The 23,640-nt window shown below is 63.2% G+C and carries 15 protein-coding genes and 2 tRNA genes; 9 read left to right on the top strand and 8 right to left on the bottom strand.

What is annotated here, in order from left to right:
* Window positions 1-104 precede the first annotated feature (104 nt).
* The 5 genes from J7E82_RS10875 to bcp form a co-directional block, all read right to left on the bottom strand.
* Window positions 105-3,287: an efflux RND transporter permease subunit gene (locus J7E82_RS10875; protein WP_214862620.1), complete on the bottom strand. Its 3,183-nt coding sequence runs from the start codon at window positions 3,285-3,287 to the stop codon at window positions 105-107.
* Window positions 3,288-3,326: 39 nt separating this feature from the next.
* Entirely contained in the window at window positions 3,327-4,829 is a 1,503-nt protein-coding gene (locus tag J7E82_RS10880) for a malate:quinone oxidoreductase (RefSeq protein ID WP_214862621.1), read from the bottom strand.
* A gap of 79 nt (window positions 4,830-4,908) precedes the next feature.
* The gene (locus tag J7E82_RS10885; protein ID WP_214862642.1) at window positions 4,909-6,513 is read right to left on the bottom strand and encodes an ABC transporter substrate-binding protein; all 1,605 of its coding nucleotides are present in this window, start codon (window positions 6,511-6,513) and stop codon (window positions 4,909-4,911) included.
* A 197-nt stretch (window positions 6,514-6,710) separates the two neighbouring features.
* Window positions 6,711-6,795 (bottom strand) — tRNA-Leu (locus J7E82_RS10890).
* A gap of 77 nt (window positions 6,796-6,872) precedes the next feature.
* A complete protein-coding gene (gene bcp, locus J7E82_RS10895; RefSeq protein ID WP_214862622.1) occupies window positions 6,873-7,346 on the bottom strand; it encodes a thioredoxin-dependent thiol peroxidase in 474 nt (157 codons plus the stop codon).
* Between the two features lie 182 nt (window positions 7,347-7,528).
* On the opposite strand from bcp, the gene J7E82_RS10900 reads away from it, so the two are divergent.
* Window positions 7,529-7,996, top strand: coding sequence for a MarR family winged helix-turn-helix transcriptional regulator (locus J7E82_RS10900; RefSeq protein ID WP_214862643.1), 468 nt, complete (start codon window positions 7,529-7,531; stop codon window positions 7,994-7,996).
* Between the two features lie 107 nt (window positions 7,997-8,103).
* On the opposite strand, the gene J7E82_RS10905 is transcribed toward J7E82_RS10900, so the two are convergent.
* From J7E82_RS10905 to J7E82_RS10915, 3 genes are all read right to left on the bottom strand, one after another.
* Window positions 8,104-8,176: transfer RNA gene (locus J7E82_RS10905), tRNA-Lys, on the bottom strand.
* Window positions 8,177-8,293: 117 nt separating this feature from the next.
* Window positions 8,294-9,430, bottom strand: coding sequence for a PQQ-dependent sugar dehydrogenase (locus J7E82_RS10910; RefSeq protein WP_214862623.1), 1,137 nt, complete (start codon window positions 9,428-9,430; stop codon window positions 8,294-8,296).
* Between the two features lie 17 nt (window positions 9,431-9,447).
* On the bottom strand, window positions 9,448-10,542 hold the full coding sequence (locus J7E82_RS10915) for a hypothetical protein (protein WP_214862624.1): 1,095 nt from the start codon (window positions 10,540-10,542) through the stop codon (window positions 9,448-9,450).
* 251 nt (window positions 10,543-10,793) lie between these two features.
* Here J7E82_RS10915 and ilvD point away from each other — a divergent pair, with 251 nt between their 5' ends.
* The 8 genes from ilvD (at window position 10,794) to metG (ending at window position 23,605) form a co-directional block, all read left to right on the top strand.
* The gene (gene ilvD, locus J7E82_RS10920) at window positions 10,794-12,515 is read left to right on the top strand and encodes a dihydroxy-acid dehydratase (RefSeq protein WP_214862625.1); all 1,722 of its coding nucleotides are present in this window, start codon (window positions 10,794-10,796) and stop codon (window positions 12,513-12,515) included.
* A 382-nt stretch (window positions 12,516-12,897) separates the two neighbouring features.
* Entirely contained in the window at window positions 12,898-14,799 is a 1,902-nt protein-coding gene (locus tag J7E82_RS10925; RefSeq protein ID WP_214862626.1) for an acetolactate synthase large subunit, read from the top strand.
* Window positions 14,800-14,801: 2 nt separating this feature from the next.
* The gene (ilvN, locus tag J7E82_RS10930; RefSeq protein ID WP_214862627.1) at window positions 14,802-15,314 is read left to right on the top strand and encodes an acetolactate synthase small subunit; all 513 of its coding nucleotides are present in this window, start codon (window positions 14,802-14,804) and stop codon (window positions 15,312-15,314) included.
* Window positions 15,315-15,410: 96 nt separating this feature from the next.
* Entirely contained in the window at window positions 15,411-16,436 is a 1,026-nt protein-coding gene (ilvC, locus tag J7E82_RS10935) for a ketol-acid reductoisomerase (RefSeq protein WP_214862628.1), read from the top strand.
* A gap of 191 nt (window positions 16,437-16,627) precedes the next feature.
* Window positions 16,628-18,223 carry a phosphoglycerate dehydrogenase gene (gene serA / locus J7E82_RS10940; protein WP_214862629.1) on the top strand — a complete coding sequence of 532 codons (1,596 nt, stop codon included), beginning with the start codon at window positions 16,628-16,630 and terminating at the stop codon, window positions 18,221-18,223.
* Window positions 18,224-18,427: 204 nt separating this feature from the next.
* Window positions 18,428-21,232: an ABC transporter permease gene (locus J7E82_RS10945; protein WP_214862630.1), complete on the top strand. Its 2,805-nt coding sequence runs from the start codon at window positions 18,428-18,430 to the stop codon at window positions 21,230-21,232.
* A complete protein-coding gene (locus J7E82_RS10950) occupies window positions 21,229-21,984 on the top strand; it encodes an ABC transporter ATP-binding protein (RefSeq protein WP_214862631.1) in 756 nt (251 codons plus the stop codon). The genes J7E82_RS10945 and J7E82_RS10950 overlap by 4 nt, the downstream gene beginning before the upstream one ends.
* 61 nt (window positions 21,985-22,045) lie before the next feature.
* Window positions 22,046-23,605: a methionine--tRNA ligase gene (gene metG / locus J7E82_RS10955; RefSeq protein WP_214862632.1), complete on the top strand. Its 1,560-nt coding sequence runs from the start codon at window positions 22,046-22,048 to the stop codon at window positions 23,603-23,605.
* Window positions 23,606-23,640 lie beyond the last annotated feature (35 nt).

The following is a 23,640-nucleotide window of genomic DNA, read 5'->3' on the forward strand; positions in this document are numbered from 1 at the left end:
CTGCCCTTCCTGGCGGTTACTTGAATCTGCAACCAGCGTATCTGAAATAGATGCATTTGCATATATCGCTGATCAGAACAAGGCCCTTGGGTCTTTTTATTCCCTTACGAATTCTTCCGTTGAGACTGGCTGCTACGGCTGCTTTTCGCGGCGTCAACTCGGCTCCGGTAGAGGCCGGAAACATCGGGCAGCTGCTGGAGGGTCTGGAGCAGTGCCTTCTTCTCCCGCCGCCCCTCAACCAGGTTGTACAGAACCGGCACCAGGACAAGTGTCAGGGCGGTCGAGGAAACCAGGCCGCCTATGACAACGATGGCGAGCGGGCGCGAGATGAACCCTCCGCTGCCGGTGATGCCAAGGGCCATGGGGGTCAAGGCGAAAACAGTGGCCAGGGCGGTCATGAGGATCGGGCGAAGCCTTTGTCTCGCTCCGTGCATAATCGCCTCGGACACGCCCATTCCTTGCCGGCCGTCATGGGGGCGCCGGTACTGATTAATCAGGTCGATAAGCACGATTGCGTTAGTCACCACGATTCCCACGAGCATGAGCATTCCAATCAGGGACGGCAGCCCCAGGGAAACGCCCGTGAGCAGGAGAAGGCCGATCGCGCCGGTGGCGGCGAACGGGACGGACACCAGGAGGATCAGGGGCTGCACCAGCGACTTGAAGGCGGCAACCATGATGACGTAGACGATCGCGATCGCGGCCAGGAGTGCCAGCCCGAGCTGACGGAATGACTCGGCCTGCTGGGTGGTGGCACCGCCTATGGACGCCGTGACTCCGGCCGGCAGCTGAACTTCAGCCATGCGCTTCTGGACTTCGGCGCTGACTGCTCCAAGGTTTGACCCCGACGGCGTGACTGAGACGCGGGCGGTGCGCTGGCCATTGCTGCTGGTAATGGAGATGGGGACGTCTCCCTGCTCCACGGAGGCAATGCTGTCCAGCGTCACGGGGCCACGCGCCGTCGGAAGCTGTAGGGCCTTGACCGCAGCTATGCTGCCAAACCGGGTTCCCTCCCCGATCTGTATTGGGAATTCGTCGGTGCCGATTCGGACGGAGCCAGCCGGGACGGGGCTCACGGTAGCGGCGAGCACGGCGCCCACCTGCTCTTCGTTCAGTCCCGCCGCAGTTGCCTTGGCGCGGTCGACACGGACCTGGACCACCGGCTGGTTAGCAGCGAGGTTGGTGGCTATCTCCGAGCTTCCGGGAACGCCGTCGAGCGCGGCCACCATCGCATCACTGGCGGCCTGGAGTTCTTGGGGGTCACCTGCCCGAATGGTGACGTCCACGGTCGACGACGAACCGAAGCCGCTCTGCTGGGCGCCTACCGTAATCTTTCCTGCGGCACCTGCCTGGGCGAGTTCGCTCCGGACCCGCTCCTGCAGCGCCCCCTGGTCCGCCGTCTCATCCGTCACCACCGTGAAGGTCGAATTCGAGGCCCCTGTGGACGTCAGTGCGGTGAAACCGGTCTGGGCATTGCCTGAGGTGACCTGGACGTCGCGGATGCCGTCGATGCCCTGCAGGACCTGTTCCACTTTTCCGGCTTCATTGCTTGTGTCCTGAAGGCTCGTTCCGGGCGCCAGGATCTGCCTGATGGTCATGCTGTTTTCGCCTGAGCGTCCGAGTAAGTCGGTCGCCATGAACGGGACCATGGCCGCGGTGCCCGCCAGGATAAGTCCGGCAGCCACCACCGTTAGCACGGGGTGCCGCTGGGTCTTGCGCAGCACCGGCATGTACGCCCTCTGTAACAGGGTCCGCTGCTCCGCCGCATGGGCTTTGGCGGCAATGTCACTGGCAAGTCCTGTCGATCCCGAGGGAGAGGGCGATTTGAGGAACCAGTAGGCCAGTACCGGGACAATCGTCAACGACACCAGCAGGGAGGACAGCAACGCGATGGTCACTGTCAGGGCGAAGGGCCGGAAGAGTTCGCCGGCAAGTTCTCCGACGAAGGCAATCGGGAGGAACACGGCAACCGTGGTCAGGGTGGAGGCGGTAATGGCGCCGGCAACTTCCCTGACGGAGGTGAGGATTGCCGTGAGTTTGGGCTCCCCGTAGCTCAGGTGCCGTTTGATGTTCTCGATAACCACAATCGAGTCGTCCACGACGCGTCCGATTGCGATTGTCAGGGCACCAAGGGTGAGGATGTTGAGGGAGTAGCGTGTTGCCGAGATTCCGATGAAGGTGATCAGCAACGAAAGCGGAATAGATACGGCCGTCACCAGCGTGGACCGCACCGACATGAGGAACACGAGGATGACGGCCACTGCAAAGCCCAGGCCCAGCAGGCCTTCGGTAGTCAGGTCCTTGATGGACTTCTCAATATAAGGCGCCTGGTCGAAAACCGCCGTGAACCTTGCGTTGGCGCCCAGTTCGGCTTCCATGGCGGCGATTGAATCCTTTACCGCATGCGAAATCGCCACCGTGTCGCCCTCGGGCTTCTTCGTCACAGAGAGCGCGAGAGTCGGCTTTCCGTTGGTGCGGGTAATCGACGTCGGTGGCTCGTCCTTGATGCTGACGTCGGCCACGGTGCCGATGGTCGCCGCTTCCCGCACGCCTGCCAAGGGGAGGCCTTTGATGACGTCCACGGAGTCGATGGGACTGCCAACCTGGAGGGAGAGGGTCTTGCCGTGGTCCTCGATGGTGCCCGCGGGAACCAGGGAACCATTGTTTTTCAGGGCATTGCCGATTGCCTGGACCGACGCACCCGTGGCGGCCATGGCGTCAGGCCGAGGCTGGATCAGGATGTGTTGGCCTGCCCCGCCAGTCACATCGGCGCTGCGCACGCCGTCGAGCTTCAGAAGGCGGGGAACGCTCAGTCTCTGGAGATCGGCGTCGAGCTCGCTCAGGGACTTGTCCGAGGACACGGCCAGGAAAACGATCGGGAAATCACTTAGGTTGCCGGCGATGGGTTGCGGCTGCACATCCGCTGGCCGGATCCGCTTTGCGTTGGAGATGGCCCGGTCAATCTGGTTCCGTGCCCGATCCAGGTTCGAGCCGTACGTGAACACCATTGTGATCTGCGAAACCCCGTTGCGGGACGTCGCCGTGGTCGACTCGAGCCCTTCGACGCTATTCAGCGCGGCTTCGAGGGGCCGGCTCACCTGCTTGTCCACTACTTCGGGCGACACCCCCGGCATGGAGGTGATAACCGTAATCTGCGGAAACTCGATGGACGGGATCAGTTCCTGCTTGAGGGAGGACATAGTGATAACGCCAAACACCGCCGCGAAGACGGTGATCAGCGCAATCAGGGCACGATTGCCCAGCGATAGACGTGCCAGCCGGAACATTCCAACGCCTCCCGGGACCTTGGGGCCAGGTTATGACCTCTAGCTGTTGACGCTGGCCTCTTGGAGCTGGAGGGACCTTGCGGTGCTGGCTTCGATTTCCTCGGCGAGCTCGGGGTTGTCATTGAGCTTGACGCCGTAGCCGGGCATCATCTCCTTGAGCTTGCCCTGCCAACCCTTGAAATTCTTCGGGAAGGTCTTCTGCAGCAGCTCGATCATGATGGGTACCGCCGTCGAGGCCCCGGGGGAGGCGCCGAGGAGTGCGCCGATGGAGCCGTCCCGGCCCGCGATAACCTCGGTCCCGAACTGCAGGACGCCGCCCTTATGGGGATCCCTCTTGATGATCTGCACCCGCTGGCCGGCGGTGATGAGCTCCCAGTCGTCACCCTTGGCCTCGGGGTAGTACTCGCGCAGCGATTCCACCTTGGCGTCGCGGCCCTTGGCTACTTCCTTGATGAGGTACGCCGTCAGATCCATGTTGTCCTTGGCAACGGCCAGCATGGGAATGATGTTGCTTGGGCGGATGGACAACGGCAGGTCAAGGTAGCTGCTGGTCTTGAGGAAGTTCGTGGAGAAACCGGCGTAGGGGCCGAACAGCAGCGACCGCTTCCCGTTGACGTAGCGGGTATCGAGATGGGGGACTGACATCGGAGGCGCGCCCACGGAGGCCTGGCCGTAGACTTTGGCGGCGTGCTGGCTGGCGACGGCGGGGTCGGTGCAGCGGAAGAACTGGCCCGACACCGGGAATCCGCCGTAGCCCTTGCTTTCCGGAATGCCGGAAGCCTGGAGGAGGTGCAGGGCGCCTCCGCCGGCTCCCACGAACACGAACTTTGCATGGATACCTCCATGCTCACCGGAGGCGGGGTACTTGAGCTTGAGGTCCCATCCGCCGTCGGAAGCCCTGCGGATGTCAGTGACGTCGTGCCCGTAGTTGACCTCCACACCGTTGTTGCGAAGGTAGCCGGTGAGCTCGCGGGTCAGGGCACCGAAGTCGACGTCGGTTCCCTCGGCGGCACGGGTCGCGGCCACCTTCTGCCGGGGGTCACGGCCCTGAACGATTAGGGGAGCCCACTTGGCAATCAGCGAGGGATCCTCGGAGTACTCCATGCTGCGGAACAGGGTGTTGGGCTTAAGGGCTTCGTAGCGCCGGCGCAGGAAATCAACGTGGTCATCGCCGATGACGAAGCTCATGTGCGGAACCGTGTTGATGAAACGCTTGGGCGAACCGATCAGCGAGTTGTCCACCAGGTGCGACCAGAACTGGCGGGACAGCTGGAACTGCTCATTGATGTGAATTGCCTTGGCCGGTTTGACGCTGCCATCCTTCGCAGCGGGAGTGTAGTTCAATTCACAGAGTGCCGCGTGACCTGTGCCGGCGTTGTTCCAGGGTCCTGAGCTTTCCAGCCCCACTTCGTCGAGCCGCTCAAAGAGGGAAATGGACCACGTGGGCTCGAGCTGCTTGATGAAAGCCCCAAGGGTGGCGCTCATGATGCCACCGCCAATAAGGACGACGTCGGCGTGTTGTGTCTTGGAAATGAAGGTCACGATCAATCTCCGGGTACGGCGGCACTGGCTGTCACAGAATATCCCCGGCGTGCCTAATAACTGAAATTGCCGTGGGCCGTCAAGGCTTCAGGCGGACGTTTGTGAAAACTTCGTTTAAGACGGGCGACGCGGGGTACTTTTCAACCCGGTCGGAGAGCGCCAGCGCCGAGATCGGAAACGCGATCGGGACGGCCGGGACGGAGGCCGCGATCTGGGCGTTAATGGTCTGGTATTGGCTGGTCCGGTCCTGGCCCTCGGGCAGTCCGCGGGCACGGTCGATCTTGGAGAAGACCTGCGGATCCTTGTAGCCGAATTCGCTGTTGGTCTCACCAAAGAGGGGCGCCACGAAGTTGTCGGGATCGGAATAGGCCCCGTTCCAGCCCAGCAGGTGCAGGGCGTGGTCACCTGGCGACTGGACCTTCTGCAGGTAGCCCTCGCTCCATTCCACGGGAACAGGTTTGATGTTAAACCCGACGGCTGTCAGCTGGCGGCTGAGCTCCGCATAAATTTTTTCGGGGGTGGGAAGGTACGCCCTGGTGGCATTGAGGGGGTAGTAGAACTTGAGTTCTTCGCCTTTGTAGCCGCTTTCGGCCAAGACCTTCTTGGCCTTGTCCGGGTCATAGCCCAGGGAGGGCGCGTTGTTGTTGAAGCCACTCAGCTTCGGCGGTACGAACTGGGTTGCCTGTGCCGTGTTGTCGATGAAGAATCTCCGGATCAGGGTGTCCTTGTCAATGGCCATTTCCAGAGCCTGGCGCACTTCGAGGTTATCCAGCGGGGCAACCGCCTGATTGATGCCCAGGTACATGACGGAGAAGGGGTCACGCTGGACGATCTGCATGCCCTTCTTTACCAGTTGGTCGAAATTTCCGACCGTAACGAGGTCGTAGCCGTCGATCTTCCCGTCCAGCAGCGCCTGGAGTCGGGCCTGGGGGTGGTCATAGGGAATGAAGTTGATGCTGGCAATCTGTCCGCGTTCTCCCCAGTAGTCCTTGTAGCTGGAGAGCGACACGCCGCCGTCGTTCCAGGACGTGAAAACGTACGGGCCGGTACCGATCGGATGGTTCGCGTAGGCGGACATCGGCTGCCCGTCGCGCGACTGGTCCAGCACATTTGCCGTCTGTGCCGCCAGTGCCTGCGGGGAGGAGATGCCAAAGGCGGGAAGGGTCAATGCCTGGAGGAAACCCGTGAACGGGCGGGTCAGGCTGATGCGGACAGTGTCGCCGGAGGGGGTGGCGCAGGACTTGTAGATAGACAGGTCAGGAGTGTCCGAGAACGCCTTGAAGACGCCCTTGAATGTGATGCCCGGCGCCTTCGTCCTCACGTCCTGGGGGTAGGTATACCAGCGATCGAAGTTGGCGCAGACGGCAGCGGGGTCAAGGGGCGTTCCATCATGGAAGGTGACGTTGGGCCGGAGCTTGAAGTCGTAGCTTAAGCCGTCGTCTCCCTCTGACCATTCAATCGCGAGTTGAGGGGACGGCTGTCCGGTGGTGGGATCCACCCCGACGAGGCCTTCCAGGATCTGGCGGGTGACACGGTAGGACTCCGCGTCGGCAGTGAGGGCCGGATCAAGCCCAAGGGGTTGGGAGGCCGTTCCGAAGTTGAATGTGGCTGTTGGCTCGCTGGGTGCGGTAGAGGTGGTCGGCGACGACGGTGCGGGGCCCGGCACCGCCGTGCACGAGGCCAGGGCAAGCGCGAGAATTCCCGCGCCGATGCTGGCTGCCGCTCGGCTCAACGTGCTGAATGCCACTCGTAGTCCCCCTCAAAGTGGTTGGAAAGGCCGGGCCCGCAGCGAAGCGGACTGCAGTTCAGTCTAAGTGACGCTCCTGGCCGTGAGATGGCGATACCCCGGTCCGGGGACCGGGGTACTGAATGCCGGAGCATTGGTGCGCAAGGGGGGACTTGAACCCCCACGCCCGAAGGCACAGGAACCTAAATCCTGCGTGTCTGCCAATTTCACCACTCGCGCAGGTTCCGGCCTCCAGTCTACCTATGGTTGGCGTGCAGGCCGAAACAGGCTCGACGACGAGCCGAGAAGCTCGCGAACTACTTATCGAGTTTGAGGTCCCTGCGCAGCTTCGCGACGTGGCCGGTTGCCCGTACGTTGTACTGCGCCAGGGCCACTTTGCCCTCAGGGTCCACCACAATGGTGGAGCGGATCAGGCCCTCGTAGGTCCGGCCATAGTTTTTCTTCTCGCCCCAAGCTCCGTAGGCCTCGGCAACCTTGTGGCCTTCGTCGGACAGCAGCGGGAAGGTCAGCTCTTCTTCCTTGACGAACTTGGCCAGGTCCTTGACCGGATCAGGAGACACGCCCAGGACCTCGTAGCCAACCGCTTTCAGGGCAGCCAAGGAATCCCGGAAGTCGCAGGCCTGCTTGGTGCAACCCGGGGTGGAGGCTGCCGGATAGAAATAGACGATTGTGTTCCTTCCACGGAAGTCACCCAGGCGGACCTCGTTGCCTGCCGCGTCCTGGAGCGTGAAGTCCGGGGCAGCGTCGCCCTGCACAAGCCGTTCAGCCAAAAGTTTCTCCTTTGTTTCCAACGCCACGGTTCCTATGCGGCGATTCCCACGCGGCCTACCAGCTTAGTGATTTTCCGGCGCCGGACACGAATTGAGACCACAAGTCCCATTTTGTTCGCCGAAGTTGCCCGTTTCGGACACATGCCGGCTCAGGGCTTTATATACTGTCGGCTATGCCTGACATGGATCGTTGGCCCACCGGTCGCCTGTTGTCTACGGCGGCACGGCTCGTCGAGCATGCCTGGAACGAGAAGCTGAGTGCCATGGGACTCACGCACGCAGGCGTCATAGCCCTCGATGTCCTGGCCGCAAAAGGCCCGATGACCCAGGCGATGCTAGCGCAGATCGTGCGGGTGCAGGCTCAGACCATGGGCAAGACATTAGTGCGCCTGGAAACCCATGGCCACATCCAGCGCGTACGCAGCCAGTCCGACCGCCGCAGCCATGTTGTGTCCCTTACGGATGCCGGCGCGCAGGCGCTTTCCCAGGCCCGAGAACTTGAACGGGCAGTGCTTGCACCCGTGGCAGTCGATACCGACAAGCTCCGCCGGGAACTCCAGACAGTGGTTCGCGATCTTGCGGCCGGCGACTCTTCACAAGTCACCAAGGCCATCGTCAACGCAGTGGACCCGGCCGTCGACGTCGTTTGACCAGCGACAGCGAAGCACCCTGCGTGCGCGGCCGACTACCCTTCGGCGTCGTGAAAACAAATCAGCCCCTGACCTGCGTTTCCGCAGGTCAGGGGCTGATTCCTTTGTGCACCCCCCGGGACTCGAACCCGGAACCCATTGATTAAGAGTCAATTGCTCTGCCAGTTGAGCTAGAGGTGCATCCGTTGTTTTCGTTCAATCGAGGCCGTTTCTTTTCCTCGTTGATCTCCGCAACGACATGAAACTCTACACGAAGTTTGGTCGGGTGTGAAATCGGAATCCGGTGCCTGCCGTGGGCTAATTGGGAAGCCGATAAATCAGCGCGAAATCAGGGTTCTGATTGTTGGTGAGGACCCATAACCGTCCGTCCGGAGCCAGTGCAACGTCCCGAAGCCGCCCATGCATCTGTGTGAAATAGGCCACAGGCTCTCCGGCTGACTCGCCGTCGAGCGAAACCGACCAGAGGCGCCGCCCGCGTAACGCTCCCAGATAGGCCTCGTTGCCCACTATCGCCAGGCCACTTGGCGAGGATTCCGCCGTCGACCGCCATACGACCTTCGCGTCAATGAATCCGGGCCGGCCGGGAGCGCCGGTCACTTCGGGCCAGCCGTAGTTGCCACCGGGCACAATGAGGTTCAGTTCGTCATTGACGTCGGGTCCGAATTCACTGGCCCACAGCCGGCCCTCCCCGTCCCACGCGAGGCCTTGGACGTTGCGGTGGCCATAGCTGTACACGGGGTTGTCACCAAAGGGATTCCCCGGCGCAGGTTTGCCGTCCGGGGTGAGCCGCAGGATTTTGCCGCCGAGGGCGTTGCGGTCCTGGGGCTGGTTGCGGCGCTGGGAATCACCTGTTCCCACGTAGAGGAAGCCATCAGGGCCAAAGCGGATCCTGCCGCCATTGTGCGTCGATGCCTTGGACATGCCCTCGAAAATCACTTCGGTGGGACCGAGCCGAAACCGGCCATCCGGCTCCTGTTCCAGCCGGCTTCGCGCTATTCGGTTGTCAGTGGCCGATGTGTAGTAACTGTAGAGGTAGCGGTCCTCGCGGAAGCCGGGGGACAGGGCCAAGCCCAAAAGCCCACCCTCCCCGCCGGGATCGACCTTGGGTATCGTCCCCACGTCGGAGGCGCGGCCATCCCGCACCATCTTGATTTTTGCCGAGTCTCGCTCCGAAATGATGGCCGTCCCGTCTTCCAGGAACACGACCGCCCAGGGTATCTCCAAGGAGAGATCCAGTTTCGAGTCGAGCTGGGGCTGCCTGTCGATTCCGCCCTGGATGCTTCCGGTTCCGCCCTGGGTGCTTTCTTGGGGTTCCGGCCTGGGATCACCTTGGGGTGTGCAGCCTGCCAGCGCCGCTGCCAGGCTCCCGGCGACCAATGCGGACAGGAGCCGGGCTCCGGGAGAGCGCCCTGAGCCCGGCCCTCGGTGGTTCATGACTTGTTTGCCGCCGCCTAAAGCCGGTTTCGACGAGGCGGGCGGAAGCCCGCCGCCTCGGCATGGGCGGCGGACAGGAACCAGACTCCGGCCTTGGCGTCCTCATAGCCGGGAGTTTCCTCGTCGTGGTAGGTCATGGATTCCGCATCCCCCTTGACCACATAGCCCTCGGGACCGCTGCCGTCCGGGGCTGGAGCCGCGGAACCTTCGCCGTACGGGTTTTCGGCAGCCAGATGGCCGCCTCCCGAGCCTTCGGGGAAAATGTCGTCCGCAGCAGGGGCAGCCTCCGCAGCCTCCGCCGCCGCCGATTCAGCGCCCGGCAGGGTCGGCGTGTGGGGACCGGTGTAGTCATGGTGGTGGGTCGGCGTCGAGGAGTCTTCACTCCAGGTCGCCTCCCATTCGGCCCTGTCGGCCATCTCATTCTCGGGGCTGGCGGACGCTCCTCCCGGACCAGGGTCCGCAGGAACCACATCATCGGCGGTGACACCAGGTGCCGTCGTTTCGTCGACTGTCGCCTCGCTGCCGGTCCCCGCGGTTCCGGATCCGACGTCGGTGGATGGCCCTGAAGTCTCGGTATCCCAGTCGTCGACGTCGACGCCGCCGGCATCCGTTTCCCCTGCGCCTTCCCCTGCGCCTGGGGCGCTAGCTGCGGTCCTGGCGGCCGGGTCATCTGCTGCAGCCACCTGCCCGGCGATAAAGGTATCTTCGGGCCTCGGGGTGTCATCGACCGTCGGCGGTTCCTCGCCCAGCTCCGTCGGCGAGGGCTCTGCTATTGCAGTGCGCTGTTCCATGGCGGCTTCTTCATCATCCTCGGACTTTCCAGGGCCGGCTTCCTGCGCCGCTGCCGCTGCCGATGCGCCGGCCAGTCCGGTAAGTCCGGCCGTTCCTGCGGCGGCGGCACTGGCCGCGATGCCGCCGCCTACGGATGGGGGTGCCTGGCCGGGAATCGTCCCGAACGAATCAGCAGGAGCGGCGGTCCGTTCCGCAGCGGCCCCCTGGGAAGCAGCGCCGCGTGGGGAAGCAGCGCCGCTTTGCGTGCTTCCCCGGCTCATGAGCCACCAGACGATGGCGATAATCAGCACAATGACGATGACCCAGATTACCCAGTCCATAACAGAGCCCTTCTGTTCCTATGGCATGGCATGTTGCCGTGCTTTGACGTTACGTCGCTGCTATGGGGCTGTCTAGGTTCCTCCATCGGTTCGTCTATTCGTTCTCGCACCCGCTCGAGGGCCTTTGCGCTCAAGGGCGGTCTTGCAAGATGAGACGAGTGTCCAGTATTTGGTCGAAATATTGCCGGTTTTCCTCTTAACCAAGGCCTCGCTGTCGTTGGCCGCAGCGGGAGAGCCATAGACTTTGGAACATGAGTGACCACACCCAATTCGCGACAGAAGACAAGCCGGACATCAAGCCACGCAGCCGCGTCGTAACAGACGGAATTCACGCTGCACCGGCACGTGGTATGTTCCGGGCCGTAGGTATGGGCGACGACGACTTCGCCAAACCCCAGATCGGCGTCGCGAGTTCGTGGAACGAAATTACTCCCTGCAACCTTTCCCTGAACCGTCTTGCCCAGGGCGCCAAAGAGGGCGTTCACGCCGGCGGCGGCTTCCCTATGCAGTTCGGCACGATCTCGGTGTCCGACGGCATCTCGATGGGCCATGAGGGCATGCACTTCTCGCTCGTATCGCGCGAAGTCATCGCCGACTCCGTGGAAACCGTGATGCAGGCGGAGCGCATTGACGGCTCGGTGCTGCTGGCCGGCTGCGACAAGTCCCTTCCCGGCATGTTGATGGCCGCGGCACGCCTGGACCTGTCCAGCGTGTTCCTCTACGCGGGCTCCATCATGCCCGGCTGGGTCAAGCTCGAGGACGGCTCCGAAAAGGAAGTCACCCTCATCGACGCCTTCGAGGCCGTGGGCGCCTGCGCGGCGGGCAAGATGAGCCGCGAGGACCTGGACCGTATTGAAAAGGCGATCTGTCCGGGCGAAGGTGCCTGTGGCGGTATGTACACGGCCAACACCATGGCCTGTATCGGCGAGGCCCTCGGCATGTCCCTCCCGGGTTCGGCAGCACCGCCGTCGGCCGACCGTCGTCGTGACGAATTCGCCCGCAAGTCCGGCCAGGCTGTGGTAAACCTGCTCCGCTTGGGCATCACTGCCCGGGACATCATGACCAAGAAGGCCTTCGAGAACGCCATCGCCGTGACCATGGCCTTCGGCGGTTCCACCAACGCCGTGCTGCACCTGCTCGCGATCGCCCGCGAGGCCGAGGTCGAGCTGACGCTGGATGACTTCAACCGCATCGGTGACAAGATCCCGCACCTGGGCGACCTGAAGCCCTTCGGCCGCTATGTCATGACCGACGTCGACAAGATCGGCGGCGTGCCGGTCATCATGAAGGCACTGCTCGACGCCGGCCTGCTGCACGGTGACTGCCTCACCGTAACCGGCAAGACCGTTGCTGAAAACCTAGACGCGATCAACCCGCCCGACGTTGACGGCAAGATCCTGCGTGCCCTGGACAACCCGATCCACAAGACTGGCGGCATCACCATCCTGCACGGCTCGCTGGCTCCGGAAGGCGCCGTCGTCAAGAGCGCCGGTTTCGACGCCGACGTCTTCGAAGGCACCGCCCGCGTGTTCGAGCGCGAGCAGGGCGCCCTGGACGCCCTTGATAACGGGCAGATCCAGAAGGGCGACGTCGTCGTCATCCGCTACGAGGGCCCCAAGGGCGGACCCGGCATGCGCGAAATGCTCGCTATCACCGGCGCCATAAAGGGTGCCGGCCTGGGCAAGGATGTCCTGCTGCTGACCGACGGCCGTTTCTCCGGCGGCACCACCGGCCTCTGCATTGGCCACGTCGCCCCGGAAGCCGTCGACGGCGGCCCCATCGCCTTCGTCAAGGACGGCGACAGGATCCGCGTGGACATCGCAGCCCGGACGTTCGACCTGTTGGTGGACGAGGCGGAGCTGGCCGAGCGCAAGATCGGCTGGGAGCCGCTCCCGGCCAAGTTCAGCAAGGGCGTCCTGGCCAAGTACGCCAAGCTGGTGCACAGCGCCTCCACCGGCGCCTATTGCGGGTAACGGAGACCTTTGGTCCCACCCCAACTGACTCGCACTCGTTGTCGTTATCGAGCGTCATAACGACAACAACTGCGAGTCAGTTGGGCAAGGGGTCCGCAAAATGGACTTTGAGGTCCAAATAGTGAGATCGGCGAAGGCGCGGTTTGACACCTATCTCACTTAGAGGGAACACTGAACGCATGACCGCATTCGTTACCGCCGGCACCGTCGTCGTACTTACCAAGCGCGTGGCTTAGTAGCCCGACTGGTAACGAACTGTCACGCGCAACCCCTCGAAGAGCCGCAAGGCTGAGGGGTTTTTTTATTTGCCCTGCACGAAGCAGGCACCGCAAGACAGAAGCAGCACCCAATATCAACTGAAGATTTCCAGAGGAAGAGTCCGATGAGCAAAGGATCGCCGATCAGCCCCTCGCTGATGGCTGCAAAGTCCGCTGGAGCCCCCAAGGCTCCGGAAAAAGTTGACCGCACGGCTGACGCCGTCGTCGATGTTGCTGCAACTGTCTCTCCTGTCCTCGGGCCGAACAGCGTTGTACCCCCAACGGAAATGACCGGCTCGGAAGCTATTGTCCGCTCGCTCGAAGAACTCGGCGTCGACGATATTTTTGGTTTGCCCGGTGGCGCGATCCTGCCTACCTACGACCCCTTGATGGCCTCCAGGATGAATCACATCCTGGTCCGTCACGAACAGGGAGCCGGCCACGCTGCCCAAGGCTATGCCATGGTTACGGGACGGGTTGGCGTGTGCATCGCCACCTCGGGCCCGGGTGCCACCAACCTCGTAACCCCCATCATGGATGCCCATATGGACTCCGTCCCCATGGTTGCCATCACCGGTCAGGTGTCCAGCGGAGTCATCGGTACCGACGCGTTCCAGGAAGCCGACATCGTTGGAATCACGATGCCCATCACGAAGCACTCGTTCCTGGTGACCGACCCCAACGACATCCCCCACGTCATGGCCGAGGCATTCCATCTGGCTTCTACAGGCCGTCCTGGCCCGGTGCTGGTGGATATCGCCAAGGACGCCCAGATCGGCAAGATGACGTTCTCCTGGCCGCCGAAAATAGACCTTCCGGGCTACCGCCCGGTCGTGCGCGGCCACAACAAGCAGGTTCGCGAAGCCGCGAAGCTGATCGCCGCCTCAAGCAAGCCCGTCCTCTATGTGGGCGGCGGCGTCGTCAAGGCCCACGCTGCGGCAGAGCTGCGTGAACTGGCCGAGCTGACCGGCGCCCCTGTCGTGACCACGCTCATGGCCCGCGGCGTTTTCCCCGACTCCCATGAGCAGCACGTCGGAATGCCCGGTATGCACGGCTCGGTGTCGGCCGTGACGGCGCTTCAGCAGGCCGATCTCCTCATCACCCTCGGTGCCCGCTTCGATGACCGGGTGACCGGTGTGCTGAAGACTTTCGCGCCCTTTGCCAAGGTTATCCACGCTGACATCGACCCCGCGGAGATTTCCAAGAACCGCACGGCAGACGTGCCGATCGTGGGCTCCGTGAAGGAGATCATTCCGGAACTCACGGAAGCCGTCCGGACCCAGTTCGAGGCTTCCGGGACCCCGGACCTGGAGAACTGGTGGGCTTTCCTGAACAACCTGCGCGAGACCTACCCGCTGGGCTGGACCGAGCCGGAAGACGGCCTGATTGCTCCGCAGAAGGTCCTGAAGCGCATCGGCGAGCTGACAGGACCGGAAGGCATCTACGTCGCCGGCGTCGGCCAGCACCAGATGTGGGCCGCCCAGTTCATTAAGTACGAGCGCCCCCACGCTTGGCTTAACTCCGGCGGCGCGGGCACCATGGGCTATTCGGTTCCCGCCGCGATGGGCGCCAAGGTTGGCGAGCCGGACCGCGTGGTCTGGGCCATTGACGGTGACGGCTGCTTCCAGATGACCAACCAGGAACTGGCCACCTGCACCATCAACAACATCCCCATCAAGGTCGCCATCATCAACAACTCCTCGCTGGGCATGGTGCGGCAGTGGCAGACCCTCTTCTATGAGGGCCGCTACTCCAACACCGACCTCAACACGGGCCATGACACCATCCGCATCCCGGACTTCCTCAAGCTGGCTGAAGCTTATGGTTGCGCAGCCCTACGCTGCGAACGCGATGAGGACATCGACGCAACCATCCAGAAGGCACTCGAGATCAACGACCGCCCAGTGGTTGTCGACTTCGTGGTCAGCCCCAACTCCATGGTGTGGCCGATGGTGCCCGCCGGAGTCAGCAATGACCAGATCCAGGTTGCCCGCAACATGACCCCGGAATGGGAAGAGGAGGACTAGCCATGAGCCGCCACACACTGTCCGTTCTGGTCGAAGACAAGCCCGGCGTGCTGACCCGCGTTGCCAGCCTCTTCGCCCGGCGCGCCTTTAACATCAACTCCCTGGCGGTCGGCCCCACGGAGGTCCCCGGAATGTCCCGGATGACCGTCGTCGTCGACGCCGAAGGCGACCTCATTGAGCAGGTCACCAAGCAGCTCAACAAACTGATCAACGTGATCAAGATCGTGGAGCTGACCTCAGAATCTTCCGTACAGCGAGACCACATCCTGGTCAAAGTGCGTGCGGATGCCGCAACACGCCTGCAGGTGACCCAGGCTGCAGACCTGTTCCGTGCTTCGGTAGTCGACGTGTCCACAGACTCGTTGGTGATCGAAGCCACCGGTCATCCCGAAAAGCTCACGGCACTGCTTTCAGTCCTCGAGCCTTTCGGCATCCGTGAAATCGTGCAGTCCGGCACCCTGGCCGTTGGACGGGGATCCCGCTCCATGAGTGACCGGGCGCTGCGCTCGGCGTAAGCCACAGCCTGGAGCACTATCCGGCGCGCAGCCGCCCAGTATCCAGCACCACAAAAACCTATCTCCACAGAAATCCACTCAAGAGGAGTTACGCAAGTGACTGAAATGTTCTACGACGACGACGCAGACCTGTCGATCATCCAGGGTCGCAAGGTTGCCATTGTCGGCTACGGCTCGCAGGGCCACGCCCACGCGCTGAACCTGCGCGATTCCGGCGTCGAGGTTGCCATCGCCCTTAAGGAAGGCTCGAACTCGATCGCCAAGGCCGAGGACGCAGGCTTCACGGTCAAGAACGTTGCCGACGCCGCCGAATGGGCCGACGTCATCATGATCCTGGCACCGGACCAGCACCAGCGCGCGATCTACAACGACTCCATCAAGGACAAGCTGACCACCGGCAAGGCCCTGGCCTTCGCCCACGGCTTCAACATCCGTTTCGGCTACATTCAGGCGCCGGAGGGTGTTGACGTCATCCTGATCGCCCCGAAGGCTCCCGGCCACACTGTGCGCCGCGAGTTCGAAGCCGGTCGTGGCATCCCGGACATCATCGCCGTCGAGCAGGACGCCTCCGGTTCCGCTTGGGAACTGGCCAAGTCCTACGCCAAGGCCATTGGCGGCACCCGCGCCGGTGTCATCAAGACCACCTTCACTGAAGAGACCGAAACCGACCTCTTCGGCGAGCAGTCTGTCCTGTGCGGCGGGGTGTCCCAGCTGGTCCAGTACGGCTTCGAGACCCTGACCGAGGCTGGCTACCAGCCGCAGATCGCCTACTTCGAGGTGCTTCACGAGCTCAAGCTCATCGTTGACCTCATGTGGGAAGGCGGCATTGCCAAGCAGCGCTGGAGCGTTTCGGACACCGCTGAGTACGGTGACTACGTCTCCGGCCCTCGCGTCATCACCCCCGAGGTGAAGGAAAACATGAAGGCTGTCCTTGCTGACATCCAGTCCGGTGCCTTCGCCAAGCGCTTCATTGACGACCAGGACAACGGTGCCGTCGAGTTCAAGGAGCTGCGGGCCAAGGCAGAGCAGCACCCGATCGAGGCTGTCGGCCGCGAACTCCGTTCGCTGTTCTCCTGGCAGCAGCAGGACGTGGACTACGTGGAAGGCTCCGCAGCCCGCTAAGGTCCCCTGTGCCGGTTGGCTGCGGCGCTGCCGTAGCAATTCAACGCATTTGTCCGTTCGGGATAGGCTCTTTTTGACGCCTTCCCGGCACCGAGGCCGGACCCGGGTATCCCCGGGTCCGGCTTTCGGGCGTGAAGCATCGTTTCACCAAAATCCCCACCTGAATTAAAAGAGAGCTAAAGAGGTCACCGGTGACTAGCACCAAGCCTGTTGTACTCCTCGCTGAGGAACTTTCGCCCGCCACAGTCGAGGCCCTTGGTCCGGACTTTGAGATCCGCCAGACCGACGGCGCCGACCGCTCCCAGCTGCTCTCTGCAATCTCCGACGTCGACGCCATCCTCGTGCGCTCCGCCACCAAGGTCGACGCCGAGGCGATCGCCGCGGCGAAGAACCTGAAGGTCATTGCCCGTGCCGGCGTCGGCCTGGACAACGTCGACATCAAGGCCGCCACCCAGGCCGGCGTCATGGTGGTCAACGCCCCGACGTCCAACATTGTCTCCGCCGCCGAACTGACGGTGGGCCACATCCTGAGCCTGGCCCGCCACATTCCGCAGGCCAGCTCAGCCCTTAAGGGCGGCGAGTGGAAGCGCTCCAAGTACACAGGCATCGAACTCTTCGAGAAGAAGGTCGGTATCATAGGCCTCGGACGCATCGGTGCACTCGTGGCCGCCCGCCTCCAGGGCTTCGAAACCGAGATCCTCGCCTACGACCCCTACATCACCTCCGCCCGTGCCGCCCAGCTCGGCGTCAAGCTCGTCACCCTCGACGAACTGCTGGAGAACTCCGACTTCATCACCATCCACATGCCCAAGACCCCGGAAACGGTCGGCATGCTCGGCGCTGAGGCCTTCGACAAGATGAAGGAAACGGCCTATGTCATCAACGTGGCCCGCGGCGGCCTCATTGACGAGGAAGCCCTCTACAGCGCCCTGAAGGAAGGCAAGATCGCCGGCGCCGGCGTCGACGTCTTCGTCAAGGAGCCCAGCACCGACCTGCCGTTCTTCGAACTCGACAACGTCGTGGTCACCCCGCACCTTGGCGCCTCCACCGACGAGGCGCAGGAGAAGGCGGGTGTCTCGGTTGCGAAGTCCGTACGGCTGGCCCTTGCCGGGGAGCTCGTTCCCGACGCCGTGAACGTCGCAGGCGGCATCATTGCCCCGGACGTCCGTCCCGGCATCCCGCTGATTGAGAAGCTCGGCCGGATCTTCACTGCCCTGACCCACGCTTCCCTGACCCAGATCGACGTCGAGGTTGCGGGCGAGATTGCTGCACTGGACGTCAAGGTGCTGGAGCTGGCCGCCCTCAAGGGCATCTTCGCCGACGTCGTCACTGAACAGGTCTCCTACGTCAACGCTCCTGTCATCGCTGAACAGCGGGGCATCAACGCCCGGCTGATCACCACCCCGGACGCCGAGGACTACCGCAACGTGCTGACCCTCCGAGGCGCCCTGAGTGACGGTTCGCAGATTTCGGTAGCGGGCACCCTCACCGGCCCCAAGCAGGTCGAGAAGCTCGTCGGCGTCAACGGCTATGACGTTGAAATTCCCATCAGCGAACACCTTGTGGTGGTTTCCTATGCGGACCGTCCCGGCGTCATCGGCACCATCGGCCACATCCTGGGCATGAACAACATCAACATCGGCGGCATGCAGGTTGCGCGCCAGGCCGAGGGTGGCCAGGTGCTCGCGCTGCTGACCATTGACAGCTCTGTGCCGCAGCAGGTCCTCGACGCCATCAAGGCCGGAATCGGTGCTGAAATGGTTCGCGAAGTGGATCTGGAAGACTGAAGCTGGGAACTTACCTGAAATTCATGTGACCGGGGGCAACTCCGAAACTTTTCGATTGGCCGGTCTGCGTACAATGGCTTGGTCCGATTTCCGGATCCGGCGGCAGGCCGGCCAATACTTTTTCCACACCAGCGCGGGACTACCTTTGCATCCCTATGATGCGGCCAGGTGTGTGCACCCGCAATCAAGGACTCAGGGAGCCCCATGAACGCCGTCCAGAGGTTCATCAGAAGCCGAGTGCTGCTGCTGACCGCGGCCATCTTGATCATCGCGATGGGCCTGTCGGTCCTCATCCAAGGACAGTCCCAGGCGGCGCTCAATCGAACGGTGGACGAGAACTCGCGGGGCCTCTATGACATCCTCGTCCGGGCGAAGGCGGACACCTCCAGCGGGAAGGGTGCCCTTATCCAGCCCGAAATCGCCGGGGGACAGGGCGGCATCAGCTTTGACCAGCTGGAGAAGATCCGGACGATGGGCGGCACCGCAGTCGCTGCCCCTATCAGCCTCGTCTCCCGGGTCACGCAGAACCTCCAGGCGCCAAGGCTCGACGCCATGGACTACCTGGGCTACAACGCCGGACTCGTCGGTTCCGCAACCGTCGGAGCCCCCGCCGGTACCGAAGCCGCAAAGTGGCCGGCAGCGGAGTCTGTGCTGGATGCACAGCCAAAGAACTACCGGCTCACCGCCACCGCCGTGAGCTCCGATGGTGTCTCTGAACGGACACTGTTCAAGACCAGCGCCGAGGGCAGCCTGGGGAAGGGCAGGTTCGTCGAGGAACAGACCCTGGGCGGCAAGAGCATCCGGATCGCCGGCCCGGCAGGGGAGACCGGCATCAAGTTCCCCGCACCCGCCGGAGGCTCCGAGCACAACCTCTTCAACCTCTCTGTGGCACTGCCCCTCGCACCGGAGGTGACAGAGTCCGTGGTTGCCGTCGACCCCGCTGCGGAGCGTGCCCTCCTGGGCTCGGCCGGGGACTTCCTGGCTCCGCTGGAAAAGGCGCCGCCCGCAGATGCTCGGGATGCCGGCGCCATCGGCCGGCACTTCGAGAGCCTCTTCACCAACGGAATCGGCATGGATGAGCTCGAGGAGGGCCCGGACTTCCTGGGCGTCAAGCTTAAGTACTGGGCGCCGCTCATGACGCAGTACCAGCAGGCCAAACGCAACGGGGAACTGACCGCAGACTCCCAGGCCATCCCGCTCATCGTGCGCGAGGGGACCTCACTTGACCTGAAGTACTCGGTGAAAATCGAGGAAATCGATGCCAGTGGAAAGGTCGTCAAGGACGTCGGCACGGTGACGCGTTCGCTGGACAAGGACTATCTGCCTTTCGTGTCCCGCTCACCGTTTGCCCTTTCCTGGCCCGGTTCCACTGACCACAGCCAACTGCTCGGCAATCCCGGGAACTTCGGCCAGGGCCTGTACAACCCGGCACAATGGAGCACCGATTTCGCCGCCGCGCCCAAGTACCAGGACGGCGGCACCCAGTCCAACGGCGCCGTGGACAAGACCGCCACGCCAGGCGACTGGGTGACGGTCAATCGCCTTCCCGAGAGCTCGATTTCCGGGACCCCGGTGGACCAGACCCAGCGCAAACCCGTTGATGAGCGCTCCTACCGCGAAGGACTGGAAACCGGCAAGGAGCCCGCCAAACCGCTGCCGATGGTGTACGGCACGTTCAACGCGGACAAGGTCAAGGAAGCAGCGGGGGATATCAACAGGCTCCCGCTCGGCGGCTATGACCCCACGCCCTTGACCCTGAACAAGGACGCGGACGGCAAGGACGCTGGCAACACCGAACTCAAGCCGTCGCTGAGCGCCACCGGACTGGTCAGCCAGTCTGCAGGCGCCATCACCGACTACTACGGCCTGGCAGCGGCGCGCGGCTACGAGAACAACGCAGACGTCATCGACGCCGTACGTGTTCGCGCCACCGCCGCCGGCAGCTGGAAGCAGGCCCAGCCGGAAGTTGAAAAACTGGCGGCCGAGATCCGCAGCCTTGGTCTTGAGGCCACTGTTGTGGCCGGCTCTGCCCGCGAAGAGGCCAACATCTTCGTCCCCGGATATTCCAAGGACGACGCCGGCAAGGAAGCCCCGCTGGGCACCGTCCAGCAGTCGTGGGTCCGCCAGGATGCAGCTGATGCCGTCTCTGGCTCCCTGACCGGCACCAACCTCACGCTGCTGTTCCTGACCCTGTGCGGCGCCACCCTGCTGACCGGCGCGTCGACCGTCAGTTACATCCGCCAGCGCCGGAAGGAAGCCGGCGTCCTCCGTGCCATGGGCTGGACCCAGCGCAAGATCCGTTCCTGGGTCCTCGAGGAGTTCGCTATTGGGGCCGGGCTGATCGCCGTCGCGGGCCTGGCATTGAGCCTGCTCAGCTGGAACCTTGCCACCGTGCTCGTGTCCGTGTCGGTTCTGGTCATCTATCTGGCAGCTGCCTACTTCACGACCCACCAGTTGCGGCACCAGGATGTTGTGGACCAGGAGCCGCAGCACGACGATAAGCTCATCGCAGTCGATTCTCCGCTGACTTTTGCCAACCGCCAGCTGACCACCAACCGGTTCAACTCGGTATCGCTAGCCGTGGCGGTTGGCGTCTTCGGCGCTGCAGTGGGAGCACTCATCGCCGTCCTGATCGACATCCCCCGGGCTGCCGGAGCGAGCGCGCTGAGCGGCGCCGCGGCGACGAGCGTAGCGCTGCCGAGCATTGTCCTCGCGGTCGCCGGCGTGGCGGTGGGACTGGTGCTGACGCTCGTGACAGGACGTTTCGAGCTTCAGGCCAAGCGCCAGTATCTTGGCATCCTCGAGGCCATGGGCTGGAATCCGGACATGCTGGGCCAGGTCAGGTTCTTCGAGAATGCCCTTGTTGGTACCGTGGCACTGCCGCTGGGCGTCGTGGGGGCGCTGGGGCTGGGGCTCGTGCTGGCACCCTATGCGGCCCTTTGGGCCGCCCTGGCCGGGTTCCTGGCCGTTCTCTGCTGGATTCCGATTGCAACGAAAGTGGTCAAATGACTCTCAATTCCCACTCTGAGCCGATTCCGACCCAGGATCCGGCTGGAGATCCTTACCAGACCCGCGCCAACACCATCGTCAGGGCATCGGACCACGCCACCCCGCTCGAGCTGAGCAATATCACCATCCGCTACGGCGGCGGCAAGGGCGGAGCCGAGCCGGTCAACGTGGTCGAGGGCTTCAACCTGACGCTTCACGCCGGCGAGATGCACTGCGTCGCCGGCCGTAGCGGGTCAGGCAAGACCAGTATCCTCACCGTGGGCGCAGGACTGACGCTTCCGACGTCGGGCCGCGTCCTCTGGGAGGGACAGTCCCTTGAGACCATGGGCGACGACGAAATTGCGGATCGTCGCCGTGCGCTGATCGGTTACGTCGATCAGGGTGGTGCCCTGATCGATGGCATGAGCGCTTTGGAAAACGTCCTCCTGCCGGCCGTGCCCGATGGCGAGGTGGAACAGCGCCGGGACATGGCCAAGGACCTCCTGGACCTGGTGGGCCTTGGACGGCGCATGCGGCACCGCCCCGCCCAGCTGTCCGGCGGTGAACGCCAGCGGGTAGCCATCGCTCGTGCACTCATCCTCGGCACCCGCGTCCTGGTGGTGGACGAGCCCACAGCCAGCTTGGACCGTACGTCTGCCAACCGCATCATCAGCATCCTGAAGGACACCACGTCCGACGGCATCGCAGTCCTGGTGGCCTCGCACGACCATGAGCTCGTCCGGCTCAGCGACTCCCTGACCGAACTGAACTAGCCGGTCGTCATATGCGGCCCCGCGCGGTCATTCCACCCCAAAGAGAAGGTAACTTCATAGAGTGACGTCTCCAGAGAAATCTCCGTTCTACATCACCACGGCCATCACGTACCCGAATGGCGTTCCGCACATCGGCCACGCCTACGAGTACATTGCCACCGATGCGATGGCGCGCTTCAAGCGCCTGGACGGTTACGACGTGATGTTCCTGACTGGCACGGACGAGCACGGCATGAAGATTGCCCAGACGGCGGAGAAGGAAGGCATCACCCCCAAGGAGCTAGTGGACCGGAACGCCGAAGTCTACAAGGCCGCCCATGCCACCCTCGGCATCTCCTATGATCGGTTCATCCGCACCACCGATGCGGACCACTATGCTGCGTCGCAGGCCATCTGGAAGAGGATGGAAGCCAACGGGGACATCTACCTCTCCAAGTACGAAGGCTGGTACTCGGTCCGCGACGAAGCGTACTACGCCGAGGACGACACCCTGGTGAAGGAAGACGGAGTCCGCTACTCCAAGGAAACCGACACCGAGGTCACCTGGACCGCCGAGGAGAGCTACTTCTTCAGGCTGTCCGCCTACCAGGACAAGCTGTTGGCCCTCTACGAGGAGCAGCCGGAATTTGGTGCTCCCCAGTACCGGTTCAACGAGGTCATCAGCTTCGTCAAGCGGGGCCTGGAGGACTTGTCCATCAGCCGCACCACGTTCGATTGGGGCGTACCGGTGCCGGGGAACGACAAGCACGTGATGTACGTGTGGGTCGACGCTCTGACCAACTACCTCACAGGGGTCGGTTATCCGCAAACCGAGTCCGAGGCATTCCGCAAGTACTGGCCCGCGGACGTCCACGTGATCGGCAAGGACATTTCCCGGTTCCACGCCATCTTCTGGCCGGCCTTCCTTATGAGCGCCGGACTCGAGCTGCCAAAGCGCGTCATGATCCACGGCTTCCTGACCAATAACGGCGTCAAGATGTCCAAGTCCCTTGGCAACGTGGTGGCGCCGGAGGACTTCGTGGAACAGTACGGACTCGACCAGGTCCGCTTCTTCTTCCTTCGCGAGGTACCGTTCGGGGCCGACGGAAGTTACAACCACGAGGCCATCGTGGGCCGCATGAACGCGGATCTCGCCAACAACTTCGGAAACCTTGCGCAGCGTTCGCTGTCCATGGTGGCCAAGAACTGCGAGGGCAAGGTCCCTGCACCGGGCGCCTTCAGTGCTGAAGACACTGCCTTGCTGGGCCGGGCGGGCGAGCTCCTGGAAACCGCCCGCGCCGCTTTCGACAAGCAGGAATTCAGCCGCGCCCTTGAGGCGATCTGGACGGTGTTGGGCGACACCAACGCCTACTTCGCCGAGCAGGCCCCCTGGGTGTTGCGAAAGACCGACGTCGAACGCATGAATACGGTCCTGTACGTCACCCTCGAGGTTGTCCGCATCGTGGCCATCCTGGTTCAGCCGGTGATGCCTGGCTCGGCGGGCAGGCTGCTCGACGTCCTCGGCCAGTCGGAGGGCCTCGCCCGCCAATTTGCTGCGATCGGGACCCCGATTAAAGCCGGAATCGTGCTTCCGGCGCCGACGCCCGTGTTCCCGAAGTACGAGGAGCCCGCTGAGGCCTGAGCCGATTCAATCGACTAGTGCAGCGTGTCTTAAGT

It is taken from the genome of Arthrobacter sp. ISL-30 (genome assembly GCF_018613855.1).
Classification (GTDB): Bacteria; Actinomycetota; Actinomycetes; order Actinomycetales; family Micrococcaceae; genus Arthrobacter.